Annotated in this window: 13 protein-coding genes; 11 read left to right on the top strand and 2 right to left on the bottom strand. The window is 42.2% G+C overall.

The features are described from left to right. The first annotated feature begins 78 nt into the window (after positions 1-78). From ACFQ1M_RS07085 to ACFQ1M_RS07110, 6 genes are all read left to right on the top strand, one after another. Positions 79-1,404 (top strand): dicarboxylate/amino acid:cation symporter, encoded by a 1,326-nt coding sequence (locus ACFQ1M_RS07085; protein ID WP_386405984.1) that lies wholly within the window; start codon positions 79-81, stop codon positions 1,402-1,404. 65 nt (positions 1,405-1,469) lie between these two features. Next, entirely contained in the window at positions 1,470-2,501 is a 1,032-nt protein-coding gene (gshB, locus tag ACFQ1M_RS07090; protein ID WP_386405987.1) for a glutathione synthase, read from the top strand. Next, on the top strand, positions 2,494-3,327 hold the full coding sequence (locus ACFQ1M_RS07095) for an N-formylglutamate amidohydrolase (protein WP_386405990.1): 834 nt from the start codon (positions 2,494-2,496) through the stop codon (positions 3,325-3,327). Before gshB ends, ACFQ1M_RS07095 begins: the two co-directional genes overlap by 8 nt. Position 3,328: 1 nt before the next feature. Next, complete coding sequence (locus ACFQ1M_RS07100; RefSeq protein ID WP_386405993.1) at positions 3,329-4,489, top strand: flavohemoglobin expression-modulating QEGLA motif protein; 1,161 nt, start codon at positions 3,329-3,331, stop codon at positions 4,487-4,489. A gap of 155 nt (positions 4,490-4,644) precedes the next feature. Further along, entirely contained in the window at positions 4,645-5,508 is an 864-nt protein-coding gene (locus ACFQ1M_RS07105; protein ID WP_386405996.1) for an alpha/beta hydrolase, read from the top strand. Beyond that, on the top strand, positions 5,509-6,315 hold the full coding sequence (locus ACFQ1M_RS07110) for an alpha/beta hydrolase (protein WP_386405999.1): 807 nt from the start codon (positions 5,509-5,511) through the stop codon (positions 6,313-6,315). On the opposite strand, the gene ACFQ1M_RS07115 is transcribed toward ACFQ1M_RS07110, so the two are convergent. Together ACFQ1M_RS07115 and ACFQ1M_RS07120 are read right to left on the bottom strand one after the other, a co-directional pair. Beyond that, complete coding sequence (locus tag ACFQ1M_RS07115) at positions 6,312-6,890, bottom strand: hypothetical protein (protein ID WP_386406002.1); 579 nt, start codon at positions 6,888-6,890, stop codon at positions 6,312-6,314. The two genes, ACFQ1M_RS07110 and ACFQ1M_RS07115, sit on opposite strands and share 4 nt — an antisense overlap. Positions 6,891-6,907: 17 nt before the next feature. Further along, positions 6,908-7,780, bottom strand: a complete 873-nt coding sequence (locus tag ACFQ1M_RS07120) for an OmpA family protein (protein ID WP_386406005.1) — start codon at positions 7,778-7,780, stop codon at positions 6,908-6,910. Positions 7,781-8,136: 356 nt separating this feature from the next. Here ACFQ1M_RS07120 and hisG point away from each other — a divergent pair, with 356 nt between their 5' ends. From hisG to hisH, 5 genes are all read left to right on the top strand, one after another. Next, entirely contained in the window at positions 8,137-8,994 is an 858-nt protein-coding gene (hisG, locus tag ACFQ1M_RS07125; protein ID WP_386406008.1) for an ATP phosphoribosyltransferase, read from the top strand. 42 nt (positions 8,995-9,036) lie between these two features. Further along, on the top strand, positions 9,037-10,320 hold the full coding sequence (gene hisD / locus ACFQ1M_RS07130; RefSeq protein ID WP_386407078.1) for a histidinol dehydrogenase: 1,284 nt from the start codon (positions 9,037-9,039) through the stop codon (positions 10,318-10,320). After that, entirely contained in the window at positions 10,317-11,372 is a 1,056-nt protein-coding gene (gene hisC, locus ACFQ1M_RS07135; protein WP_386406011.1) for a histidinol-phosphate transaminase, read from the top strand. The genes hisD and hisC overlap by 4 nt, the downstream gene beginning before the upstream one ends. After that, a complete protein-coding gene (gene hisB, locus ACFQ1M_RS07140; protein WP_386406014.1) occupies positions 11,372-12,508 on the top strand; it encodes a bifunctional histidinol-phosphatase/imidazoleglycerol-phosphate dehydratase HisB in 1,137 nt (378 codons plus the stop codon). The genes hisC and hisB overlap by 1 nt, the downstream gene beginning before the upstream one ends. Positions 12,509-12,578: 70 nt before the next feature. Further along, the gene (gene hisH / locus ACFQ1M_RS07145) at positions 12,579-13,166 is read left to right on the top strand and encodes an imidazole glycerol phosphate synthase subunit HisH (RefSeq protein WP_386406017.1); all 588 of its coding nucleotides are present in this window, start codon (positions 12,579-12,581) and stop codon (positions 13,164-13,166) included. Positions 13,167-13,195 lie beyond the last annotated feature (29 nt).

Genomic DNA, 13,195 nt, shown 5'->3' on the forward strand with positions numbered 1-13,195 from the left:
TAGGAGTATAACTAATTTGGATTCCTGCCCCTGTCTGCCAACAGACAGGTGAGCAGGAATGACAAGAAAAAGTATTAAATGAAAAAACTAGCACTACATTGGAAGATATTGATCGGGATGCTATTAGGTATTCTATTTGGTTTTACAATGACCTTCGTTTCTGGAGGGCAGGATTTTGTCGTAGACTGGATAAGTCCATTCGGAACTATCTTTGTAAAACTACTGAAGCTTATTGCCATTCCACTGATTTTGGCGTCGTTGATCAAAGGAATCTCCGATTTGAAAGATATTTCCAAGTTCAAGGATATGGGAATCCGCACGATCATCACCTATATCGTCACTACAGTGATCGCAATCACGATCGGATTATTGTTGGTCAATGTCTTTCAACCCGGAAATGGCATATCCGAGGAAACAGTGGCAAAGCTCACAGAAACCTATGCACAAGATAGCGGGGTACAGTCGAAAATAGCAGAAGCTGGGGCCCAAAAAGAAAGAGGACCCTTGCAGTTTTTGGTAGATATGGTGCCAGATAATGCCATAAATGCCATGTCCGAAAACGGATTGATGCTCCAAGTGATCTTCTTTACCATCTTCTTTGGGATTTCGATGCTACTTATCGGGGAGGAGGCTGCCAAGCCCCTTAAAAAATTCTTCGATGCATTGAACGATGTAGTTCTTAAGATGGTGGATCTTATCATGCTGATTGCACCAGTCGCAGTCTTTGCGCTTCTTGCAAATGTCGTTGTAAGTTCTGGTGACCCCGATCTACTCTATGCGCTGCTTAAATACGCCCTAGTTGTTGTGGGCGGTCTATTCTTGATGATCGTTTTCTATTCGATCGTCGTTACAATATTTACCAAAAAGAATCCATTTTGGTTCTTAAAGGAGATCAGTCCTGCGCAATTGTTGGCATTTTCGACAAGTTCTAGCGCTGCGACCTTACCAGTTACGATGGAAAGGGTAGAAGAACATATCGGTGTGGACAAGGAAGTTTCCAGTTTTGTGTTACCGGTGGGAGCGACCATAAACATGGATGGAACTAGTTTATACCAGGGGGTTGCTGCGGTATTTATCTCTCAAGCATTGGGCCATCACCTGGGTTTAGGAGATCAGTTGACCATCGTTCTTACAGCACTGCTGGCATCGATAGGGTCTGCTGCTGTTCCTGGGGCGGGAATGGTCATGCTGGTCATTGTATTGGAAGCCGTAGGTTTCCCTGCTGACAAGCTCGCCATTGGTCTTGCATTGATCTTTGCAGTGGACAGGCCTTTGGATATGTGCAGAACGGTGGTGAATGTCACCGGTGACGCCACAGTTTCGATGTTGGTGGCCAAAGCGTTGGGAAAACTCGGAGTTCCGAAAGAGAAACGTTGGGATGACCATTACGAGGAGGTGAAATAATAACTTGCTCATATTTAACTTTTTATACTAACTTTATTTCAAGCTAATCAGATAATCGCTTTACAATGAATATTTGCTTTTTGATGTATCCGTGGGAGCAGATCGACCCAGAAAATGACACCTCGCTCGCATTGATCAAAGAATGTACAAAAAGAGGGCATGGTGTTGCGTTATGTTCTCCGGCCAATCTAACCATCCGAAACAGTGTTACGAATGCTTTTTGTCAGGTGGTTGGTAGAATGGAAAAAGTTCCTGCCACACTTAAGTCTTTTTACAATAAGGCACAACTACGAGAGGAGATGCTTCCCTTGGCAGGTTTCGATGTCCTCTTTATGAGGGCAAATCCGCCCTTAGACCCAATAATGCTCAACTTCCTGGATTCTGTAAAGGACGATGTCTTCATTATCAACTCGTTGCAGGGCATGCGAGAAGCCAACAATAAACTCTATACAGCAGCCTTTGGAGATTCTCATAGCAACATTATACCGGCAACCCATGTTTCGAAGAACAAAAGCTATCTGGTAAAGCAGATAAAAGAATCGAAATCAGAGAAGATGATCCTTAAACCTCTTAACGGTTTTGGAGGCTCTGGTGTGATTCTCATCGAAAAGTCGGCCATGTCCAATATTAAATCCTTGCTTGACTTCTATGTTACCAATGCCGATGGTTCTTCAAACTATGTCATCCTTCAAGAGTATATAGAGGGTGCCGATCAAGGAGATGTTCGTATCTTACTTTTAAATGGGGAACCCATTGGCGCCATGCGACGCATTCCTGGAAGTGAAGACCATCGCTCTAACGTTACCGCTGGCGGAAGTGTTGCCAAGCATCAGCTTACAAAGGCAGAGAAGGCACTTTGCAAACAGATTGGCCCCAAGCTGGTCAATGATGGACTGTATTTTGTAGGAATAGATGTCATAGGAGGAAAACTGGTCGAGGTTAATGTGATGAGCCCTGGTGGGATCACCTACATGAACAAGGTTTATAAGACACGATTAGAATCAAAGGTGATCGATTTTATCGAGAGCAAGGTGATCGATAAACTTCAGGCATTCGACCGAAGATCGCGTTTACGAAAGACAGTCGAAGATGCTTAAGCTTTCCGTTGCAGATATCATTTCGAGGATCACGGCTGAAGAAACCTTCGAGGCGGTCTCAGACGACTATTCTTTCACTATAAAAATATCCGATTACGTGCATTATGCCTGTGGCGCAGTACATGATGGCTCACAGTTTAGAGAATCGTTGTGGGATAATTGCATGCACTCTGCCTACGATCGGTGGTACGAGGAAGATCCCGCCACCAAGCAGATGGTGCAATCACATCCGATTGTCATTGCAGGTTGCGACTCTCGTTTCGAATACGACCTGAATCGCGCCCCAGAAAATGCCATATACGAAGATGCGTGGGGTAAGCGTCTGTGGCATCAACCTTTGTCCGTCAAAGAGCGCGACCTAAGCTTATCCAAACATGCTAATTTTTATAAAGTGGTGTATGCGTTAATATCCAAGTTAGAACAGATGCATGGTCATTGTGTAGTTTACGATATGCACAGTTATAACTGGCGTCGATGGGATCGTCATGTACCAACTTGGAACTTGGGCACGGCAAATATCGACAATGTGCGCTTTGGAAACATGGTTGAAGCGTGGATAAAAAGTTTGTCAGAGATGAGGTTGCCGAATGGTATCGACTCGGACGCCAAAGAAAATGATACATTTCAAGGAAATGGATATTTTTTGAAATTCATCACGCAGAATTTCAAAAATACCTTAGTTTTGGCTACCGAAGTGAAGAAAATTTACTGTGATGAGCTTAAACACATCATGTTTCCAGAAGTGGTCGCGGCAATCGAAAAGGAATTGAAATACCGATTACCAGCTCATGCAGCAAGTTTTATAAAAGCGTTCCCAAAACACTAGAATGATGACCCAAGAGGTGGTGGAGAAATATGCCGATGTTTTTGAGATAGATGCCAATCTATGTCGGTTGGTGCAGCGTATAGAACTTTTGAATTTTGTGAATCCACAAAATATCGAAGCTGAAAAAAGGCGATTCTTTGCCCATAAATACAGCGAGAATCCAAAGTTTCATTATCCCAAGCGGAAATTCGACGCCTATAAATTACACCGATTATTCTATTCCCAACGTCTCGAACGAATTGAAGATGATGAGATACGAAAGCTGTATCAAGATGTCATTTATTTCTATTCTGGCATGATCCAATGCATTGAGAACATCGGGAAAGGGACCAATTTCTATTTCAACAGTCTACGTTCTTATGGCACTCCGAAAGAAAGGAATGTAGAAAATGCCAAGTTCATTTTGCATTTCGAAGATGAAGAAGAGGGCAGCGACATGATACCTGCATTCACTGCTGAAGAAGCAAAAGAATATTTTCAGGCCTTCGCCGAACAATACGATTTTGACCTGAATGTGAAATTGAGCACAAAGTTGGCAGCTGAAGCGATGGTTAGCAATAGTACACAGACCTTATTGCTTAAAAAAAATGTTCTCTTTAGTGAGAATCAATTGAAGACCTTGGCTAATCACGAAATAGGAGTCCATTTGGTGACGACCTATAACGGGCTCGACCAACCCTTGAAGATCTTCTCCAACGGATTGCCAAAGAATGTAGAGACCCAAGAGGGCTTGGCGGTCTTTGCCGAGTATATGAGTGGGGCTTTAACTCTCAAAAGACTTAAAGAGCTAGCGTATCGTGTCATAGCAGTAGATAGCCTGTTAAAAGGTTATGACTTCAAAGACACCTTCGACCTATTGCACAACCAATATAAATTAAATAGGGATAGCGCTTTTACCATTACGCTAAGAGTGCATCGCGGAGGGGGCTTTACCAAGGACTACCTCTATCTAACTGGACTTAAAAAAGTATATGATTATTTTCATGCGGGTAAAGATTTGGGGGTGTTACTTACTGGAAAGACAACGCTGAGCTATGCCGAGACCATCAAAAAGCTCCAAAAACTCGGACTGTCTAAGACCTCCACATATTTTACTTCTGCCTTTGTTGAAAATAACAACCAAAATAAGACGCTCGATTTTATTCTTCAAAATTTAAAATGACCGCCGCTTCGTTTTAGGCCATCGGCTTTGTACGGCATCGGTCATTTTTTTTTATTCTAGAGGTTTGCGTATCTTTCTTTAGGATCCAATGTTAAGAACGTATTCCCCAAGCCCCATTTTTTTTGAATAATGTCACTAGCGCTAAAAGAATGTAAATGGCTAAATGGTTTTCTATTATCGTAATTATATTGTCTGTCTATGTTTTGCTGAACGTGGTATTCTACTTCTTGCAAGAGCGACTTATTTTTAAGGCAGAAAAACTTCCAAAGGATTTCGAATTCAAGTACAAGGACCAGATCTATGATGAATACAATGTGGAAATTGATGATGGCGTAAACATCAACGGCGTGCATTTTAAGGTTCGAAGACCAAAGGGTATTGTCGTTTATTTGAAGGGGAATTCACGCAGTCTAAAAGGTTGGGGCAAATTTGCGATCGACTTTACCCGATTGGGGTTTGATGTCCTTATGGTGGATTATAGAGGTTATGGTAAAAGTACGGGTCGAAGGACGGTTGAAGGCATTAAAAAAGACCTTCAATACATGTATGATGAACTAAAGAAACAAGTGGACGAGCGACATATCATACTCTACGGAAGGTCGCTCGGTTCTGGGTTTGCGACAAAATTAGCATCTACAAACAACCCGAGAATGCTTATCTTAGATGCACCATATTATAGCATGAAGAGTATCGCTAAACGTTACTTGCCATTCATGCCGATGTCATTGGTATTGCGATATCCGATACCAACCTACAAATGGATAAGGTATGTAGCGTGCCCCATAAAGATCATTCATGGCACGAGTGATGGCCTTATTCCTTTCAAAAAGAGTGTAAAGCTTTCAAAGATCAATGCAAAGTGGACAAGACTGTATCCTGTGATCGATGGGCGGCATAACAACCTGCATACCTTTCCACAATATCATCGTTTCCTAGAAGAGATCTTGCATTCGAAGCTTCCTAAGGAGATCGACCCAGAAAAGACCAGTCTAAATTTCAAACGAAAAAAGAGAGCATAGATGTTGAGAAAGGTCATCACGAAATTTTTTCTTCCTGTTGGTGTTTTCTACATGTCCATTGCTTTGTTGATGACCATATTTCAAGAAAAACTACTTTTTATGAGCGATACGCTTCCCAATGAATACCGATTTGGGTTTGCAAACAGCTATAAAGAATTATTTCTAAAAAACGGTGATGATGCTGTTTTAAATGGGATTCATTTTACGAAAGAAAGTCCCAAGGGTGTTATCCTATATTTTCATGGGAATAAGGGCGAACTAGATAGATGGGGTGCTTGGGGAGAACAGCTCTTAGAGAAATATGAGTATGATGTGGTCGTATGGGATTATCGCGGATACGGTAAAAGTACTGGCGAAAGAACGATCGAAGCGATGCTCGAGGATGGACAACTCTTTTATAATTATTGTAAAAGCCTTTATCCCGAATCAGATATTGTCTTGTGGGGACGATCGTTGGGCGGTGCCTTCGCGAGTCATATAGCGCGAAACAATGATCCAAAAAAGCTGATACTCGAGTCTACATTCACAGAAATAGAAGATGTTGCAAAACGAAGGTATGGCTTTCTCCCTATCGATATCTTATTGAGGTATCCATTTCAAAATATTGAGAATATAGAAGGGATCACAGCGGACACCTACATCATCCATGGTAATGAAGATGCGTTGGTTCCCTTTGAAATGGGGAAAACACTCTATCAACGATCGAAGGCAAAGAACAAACACTTTTTTCGTATCGATGGAGGGGAACACAATAAAATGAACAAGCTTCCTCAATTTCACGAAGCGATCGGAGCGATCTTACGCTAGCTGTCGATCTTTAAACGTTTGGCTTGCCCTACCCAATCATCACGTTCAATTCTACCTGGGAAAAATTTGATGAGTTCCGTAACCATTTCAATATCTTCCTTTTCAAACTTGCTTATCTGGTCAAATGTATAGATACCAATGTCGTTCAGTTTATTTTCAATAAAGGGTCCGACTCCACCAATTCTTTTCAAATCGTCCTTCTTCGACGGGTCTGCATGACCAAAACGGTCAAAGTTCAATAGATTCTCACCCTTTTTATCGGCAGGCTCAGTTTTGGCAATGGATGTTTGTGAACTCTCCACGACGGCTCCGCTACGTTCTCTTGTCTTTATCGCTCTAATTCCCTCGCTGCTGCTTGATGCTTCAACGATCGGGGAGTTCCCAGTATGGATAAAATCCTCTTTTTGCCTTTTAATTCTTTCTTTTTCCGCGTGGCATTCATCGAGCTCATTCTTGTATTTCTTTTTAAAATACCATCGGCTGAAAAGCCAGCCGATCAAGAAGCAAATGAGACATAGGACAAATAAAGCGATGTATTCTTTGTTTTCGACAGGTTCTAGTGCTAAAAATCTCATGTTCAGGGATGTTGTTGTTAGTTTATGGTTATCTCTATTCGTCTATTCAAGGACCTTCCTTCTTTGGTGGCGTTGGTAGCAATTGGCGACAATTCACCTTTAGAGTCAGCTTTAAGTCGGGCACTTTCTATCCCTTGTGATATTAAATAGTCTCTAACGTTCTTGGCACGCTGCATTCCAAACCAATGATTGTTGATTTCTTCACCAACACTGTCCGTATGTCCGGTGACCGTCACCATTTTTTCGGGATATTTATTCAGATAGGCTCTCAGCTCTTTTGCATATGCTTGGATAGTATTGTCCGGTTTGAAGGTCTTCGACCCAAAACCTGCATATAATATCTTGTTGGCGATTCCAGCTTCGATCTTGGCCAATCGTTCTTCAGGAATATCTTGGAAGTTCATACCGATGCCGCCACTAAATAGTCCTGAAGAATTAAAACTGAAACTTAGGGTATCGGAAGAAGAATATAGCTTGTCGCCATTAACTCCAAAAGAAATCAACTTCTCTTTAAAGTTCTCGGCACGTAATAATCCAAATCGAGGGTTTTCATCATTCCTATAATATCCGGTCAGCGAAAGTTCCTTCATTTGATTGTTATTCAGGTAGTTGAAGATCCGCAATCGCAAGGTGCTATCAGCGTCTCTAAGGCGAACGATGGTGGAATCCTTTACCAATATCACTTTTCGAAGATCACTCAACGAAAAGTCGTCACCGCTGCGTAAGCGTAAACGATCCTCGAATGAAACTTTTGGGACGACCGCGATCTCTTTCGGTTCAGGAATCGGTTCTGGTCGGTCGCATATGGCTTTGATTTTGCAGGAATAGAACCATATCCCAAAAATAGACCATGCCAAAAAGAGCAAAAAACCAAGGAAGAATTGTTTCATAGCATAGATTATCAGTTAGTTACGCTTAAAATTAAAGAATACATATTCGTTGAACAATTATGTGGTTGCAAAAAGTACCAATTGTAACAATTTTTCGATGAAATGCACCTTTTCGCAACTAAAAAAGGGTGCGAATAAATTGCGCAAATAAATATTATTCCTTTAAATTTGTAACAGAATAGAAATACGAATGCAAAGTAATCAATTACATCATCATCATTTTCATACTTACGCTCAGGCGAGGTGAGAATGTTATGTGTATTTATTAAATCATATACGAACCCGTTTGAGTAGCTCAAGCGGGTTTTTTCTTTAAAGAATTGCTTGACTACTCATAGTCAAATTGAAAATTGAAAATGACAAAAATTAGAATTGCGGTCCAAAAATCTGGCCGACTAAACGAAGATTCTCTTAGATTATTAAAAGATTGTGGTGTATCTATCGATAATGGGAAAGACCAGCTCAAGGCCTCGGCTAGAAATTTTCCACTAGAAGTTTTTTACTTGCGAAATGGTGATATTCCTCAATATCTTAGAGATGGTGTGGTGGACATTGCCATCTTGGGCGAAAACACACTTATCGAAAAAGGGCAAGACCTTAAAATTGTGGAGCGACTTGGGTTTTCCAAATGTAAGGTGTCATTGGCCATTCCTAAAAACGAGAACTATAAAGGCATTGAAGATTTCAAGGGGAAGCGTATTGCCACCTCTTATCCCAATACGGTAAAGACCTTCTTGGCCGATAAGGGCATCGAGGCTGACCTCCATATTATCAATGGTTCTGTAGAAATCGCCCCAAACATAGGGTTGGCGGATGCCATCTGTGATATAGTTTCAAGCGGCAGTACGCTTTTCAAGAACAACTTGAAGGAGGTAGAGGTGATGCTAAGAAGTGAAGCTGTTTTGACCGTGTCCCCAACAATTTCGTCCGAAGCGAAAGAGATTCTGGAGCGACTTCAATTTAGAATACGTTCGGTACAAAAAGGAAGAGAAAGCAAATATGTCTTGCTGAATGCTCCAGATGAAAAGCTAAAGGACATCATTTCCATTCTACCAGGAATGCGCAGCCCTACAGTATTGCCATTGGCAGAAAAGGGTTGGAGCTCAGTGCATTCTGTCATTAGCAAGGATAAATTTTGGGAGATCATCGACGAACTCAAAGCGGCAGGAGCCGAGGGAATTCTAGTATGCCCAATAGAAAAAATGGTTGTGTAGTGGTTTTGCTCTGGCAAAAGCTTAAATCAAACTTTATAAATGATGAAAAAGATATATAGTCCAAATAAGAATACTTGGAAAGATATCCTGAAACGACCCACACAGACCGTTGAAGATATCGAGGCCACAGTTTTGGAGGTGTTTAACGAGGTCAAGACCAAAGGCGATAGCGCGATCAAAAAATACACCTCACTTTTCGATGGCGTTCAATTAAGTGACAATATGGTTTCCGATTCTGAACTCAACGAGGCCGAGTCGGTTATTTCTGATGAATTGAAAAAGGCCATTCAATTGGCCAAATCCAATATCGAAACCTTTCATGCCGCACAGAAGACGGAGATGGTATCCGCCGAAACCATGAAAGGTGTAAAATGTTGGCAAGAAAAACGCCCGATTCAGCGTGTGGGACTTTATATCCCGGGAGGAACAGCACCCTTGTTCTCGACCATTTTAATGTTAGCTATTCCTGCTAAGCTTGCTGGTTGTAAAGAGATCATATTATGCTCTCCTCCGGATAAGAAAGGGAAAGTGAACCCAGCGATCTTATATGCCGCGAGCCTTTGCGGTGTCACCAAGATCTATAAGGTGGGCGGTATACAGGCGATTGCTGGAATGACCTTTGGTACGGCTACGATACCACAGGTGTATAAGGTCTTTGGTCCAGGCAACCAATTTGTTACGGTAGCGAAACAACTAGCAACAAAGTTTGGAGTGGCAATCGATATGCCAGCGGGCCCATCGGAATTGCTGGTGGTTGCAGATGATACTGCCGATGCAGCCTTTGTAGCCTCTGACTTGCTTAGTCAGGCAGAGCATGGCGCAGATAGTCAGGTCATCCTTGTGTCCACCTCGAAATCGTTGATCGAAAAGGTCGAAAACGAGGTGTATGGGCAACTTGCGGCACTTCCACGGAAGGATATTGCATCCAAGGCCATCGAGAATTCTCGTCTTATTTATGTTGAAAATGATGAGACCGCACTAGAATTGATCAACGAATATGGCCCTGAACACTTTATCATATGTGTGAAAGAGGAAGACCTTTATGTAAATGGGATCGTCAACGCTGGCTCTGTGTTTGTGGGTAATTATACTCCCGAGAGTGCTGGTGACTACGCCTCAGGGACCAACCATACCTTACCGACAAATGGGTATGCCAAGCAATATAGCGGTGTCAATCTCGATAGCTTTATGAAAAGTATGACCTTTCAAAAGATATCTGCGGAAGGAATACAGGGAATAGGAGAAGCCATAGAGTTGATGGCTGAGGCTGAGGGACTTTATGCACACAAGAATGCAGTAACATTACGTTTGCAAAGTTTGAAATGATGAAAGCGATTACCTTCAATATAAATGATCTTGTCCGTGAAAATGTCGCGACGCTGAAGCCATATAGTTCGGCTCGTGACGAATTTAAGGACTTCGATAAGGACATGGTCTTCTTGGACGCCAATGAAAATCCATTTGATAATGGTGTTAACCGTTATCCCGATCCACAGCAGCGCGATTTAAAAGAAGTGTTGGCCAAGCAAAAAAGAGTGTATTCTGGTCAAATTCTTTTGGGCAATGGCTCTGACGAGGTGTTGGACCTTATTTTTAGGGCTTTCTGCGAGCCAAAGGTCGACAATATTATTACGTTGCCACCAACTTATGGCATGTACAAAGTACTTGCAGCGACCAATGATGTGGAAAATAGAGAAGTGTTGCTTTCTAAAGACTTTGAACCAAGAGTTGAAGAGACGCTCAACATGGCCAACAAGAACTCCAAATTATTATTTCTATGTTCGCCCAATAATCCTACGGGAAATAGTTTTTCAGCAGTGTGTATCCAACGTTTGCTCAATGGTTTTAATGGACTCGTAGTCATCGATGAGGCCTATATCGATTTTGCCGAAAATGAAAGCTGGGTGTCTAAACTTTCAGACTATCCAAATTTGATCGTTACGCAAACGCTTTCCAAAGCCTATGGGCTCGCAGGAATTCGGTTGGGAATATGTTATGCCTCTAAAGAGATCATCGCCATCCTCAACAAAATAAAGGCGCCATACAACGTTAATGAGCTTACGCAGCAACGAGCGTTAGAACGAATCGCCGATATGTCGGCGGTAAGAAAAGAGGTGTCGAAAATAATCAAGGAAAGGGAAGGTTTGGTCAAAGCATTGCAAGAGGTGAATTTTATAGAAGAAATATTTCCGACGGATGCTAATTTTGTGTTGGCACGAGTTGACGATGCCAACAAACGATACGAACAACTTGTGCAAAAGGGGGTCGTGGTAAGAAATCGAAGTACACAACCGCTATGTGAGCAAACATTGCGATTTACCGTGGGAACCCCCGAAGAAAATAAAAGATTGATTAACGCATTAAAAGAGATTGTATAATGGCCAAACGCGTTTTGTTTATAGACCGAGATGGTACCATGATCAAAGAGCCTGCAGATGAGCAGATCGATAGCTTTGAAAAATTAGATTTTTATCCAAAGGCGCTGACATATTTGGGGAAGATTGCCGAAGAACTCGATTTTGAGCTTGCCATGATCACCAATCAGGATGGTCTGGGAACCGAAAGCTTTCCAGAGGATACTTTTTGGCCAGTTCAAAATTTCATTATCAAAACATTTGAAAGCGAGGGCGTGGCCTTTGATGAGATCTTTATAGACAGTAGCTTTCCCCATGAAAATAGAGACACCCGCAAGCCTGGTACTGGATTGCTCGCCAAATATTTTTCGGACGACTATGACCTAACCAACTCATTTGTGATGGGAGATCGTCTCACAGATATTGAATTGGCCAAGAATTTAGGGGCGAAGGGTATCTTTATCAATGATAACACCAACTTGGGAAATGACGAGCTCACGGTAAAACGAGAGGAGCTCCAAAAGGTCATCGCATTGGAATCCAATGATTGGAAAAAGATCTATGAATTTTTAAAACTTCAAAGTCGTTCTGCCAGCATCAGACGGAAGACGAATGAGACCGATATCGCTATCGACCTGAACCTCGACGGCACCGGAAAGAGCACTATCAACACCGGAATCGCCTTCTTCGATCATATGTTGGATCAAATAGCACGTCACGGGCAAATGGATCTTGACATTAGCGTTAAAGGCGATTTGGAAGTAGATGAGCATCACACCATCGAAGACACGGCCATTGCACTAGGTGAGGTATTCAGCAAGGCATTAGGCGACAAATTAGGAATAGAGCGCTACGGTTTCTGTTTGCCGATGGACGATTGTCTCGCGCAGGTGGCCATTGACTTTGGTGGAAGGAACTGGCTGGTTTGGGAGGCAGAGTTTCAAAGGGAGATGATCGGGAAAATGCCAACCGAGATGTTCTATCACTTTTTTAAGTCATTCACCGACGGAGCAAAGGCCAATTTGAATATAAAGGCAGAAGGACAGAATGAACATCACAAGATCGAAGCTATCTTTAAGGCCTTTGCCAAGGCTATTAAGGTAGCCGTGAAACGGGATGCTGAGAAGATGATCTTGCCATCGACCAAAGGAATGTTGTAAATCATATCCAATGGTCATTCCTACGCAAGCAGGAATTCAAATTCATTATTTTCTTAATCGTAGATGTAATATGAAAATAGTAATAATAGATTATGGCGCAGGCAATATACAAAGTATTCAATTCGCCATTCAGCGTTTAGGATACCAATCGGTATTAAGCAATGACCCAGAGGTTATCCAAGCTGCCGATAAGGTAATATTCCCTGGGGTTGGAGAGGCTAGCAGCGCTATGAATAAGCTTAAGGCAACTGGCTTGGACACTCTGATACCAAATTTGGAACAGCCGGTCTTGGGAATTTGTCTAGGAATGCAATTGATGTGTAATGGTTCGGAAGAAGGAGATACCCACGGGTTGGGGATATTTGATGTAGATGTCGTGAAATTCGACCATGGTGTAAAAGTGCCGCAAATAGGTTGGAATCAGATATCAGATCTAAAGTCTCACCTCTTTGACGGGGTCAAGGAGAACGAATATATGTATCTAGTGCACAGTTTTTATGCTCCGGTGTGCAACGAAACCATCGCGACCACCGACTATGGTCTGAAATATGCCACAGCATTACAAAAGAAGAACTTTTATGGTGTGCAGTTCCACCCAGAGAAGAGTAGTGAGGCTGGAGCGCGAATTTTAGAAAATTTTTTGAAGTTAGAATCTTGACCCTTGTCATTCCTGCGATAACAGGAACC

This window comes from Sungkyunkwania multivorans (assembly GCF_042675645.1).
GTDB lineage: Bacteria > Bacteroidota > Bacteroidia > Flavobacteriales > Flavobacteriaceae > Sungkyunkwania > Sungkyunkwania multivorans.

Coding starts and splice junctions, on each gene's coding strand:
- ACFQ1M_RS07085 (WP_386405984.1), top strand. CDS start 79: ATGAAAAAACTAGCACTACATTGGAAGATATTGATCGGGATGCTATTA.
- gshB (WP_386405987.1), top strand. CDS start 1,470: ATGAATATTTGCTTTTTGATGTATCCGTGGGAGCAGATCGACCCAGAA.
- ACFQ1M_RS07095 (WP_386405990.1), top strand. CDS start 2,494: ATGCTTAAGCTTTCCGTTGCAGATATCATTTCGAGGATCACGGCTGAA.
- ACFQ1M_RS07100 (WP_386405993.1), top strand. CDS start 3,329: ATGATGACCCAAGAGGTGGTGGAGAAATATGCCGATGTTTTTGAGATA.
- ACFQ1M_RS07105 (WP_386405996.1), top strand. CDS start 4,645: ATGGCTAAATGGTTTTCTATTATCGTAATTATATTGTCTGTCTATGTT.
- ACFQ1M_RS07110 (WP_386405999.1), top strand. CDS start 5,509: ATGTTGAGAAAGGTCATCACGAAATTTTTTCTTCCTGTTGGTGTTTTC.
- ACFQ1M_RS07115 (WP_386406002.1), bottom strand. CDS start 6,890: ATGAGATTTTTAGCACTAGAACCTGTCGAAAACAAAGAATACATCGCT.
- ACFQ1M_RS07120 (WP_386406005.1), bottom strand. CDS start 7,780: ATGAAACAATTCTTCCTTGGTTTTTTGCTCTTTTTGGCATGGTCTATT.
- hisG (WP_386406008.1), top strand. CDS start 8,137: ATGACAAAAATTAGAATTGCGGTCCAAAAATCTGGCCGACTAAACGAA.
- hisD (WP_386407078.1), top strand. CDS start 9,037: ATGAAAAAGATATATAGTCCAAATAAGAATACTTGGAAAGATATCCTG.
- hisC (WP_386406011.1), top strand. CDS start 10,317: ATGATGAAAGCGATTACCTTCAATATAAATGATCTTGTCCGTGAAAAT.
- hisB (WP_386406014.1), top strand. CDS start 11,372: ATGGCCAAACGCGTTTTGTTTATAGACCGAGATGGTACCATGATCAAA.
- hisH (WP_386406017.1), top strand. CDS start 12,579: ATGAAAATAGTAATAATAGATTATGGCGCAGGCAATATACAAAGTATT.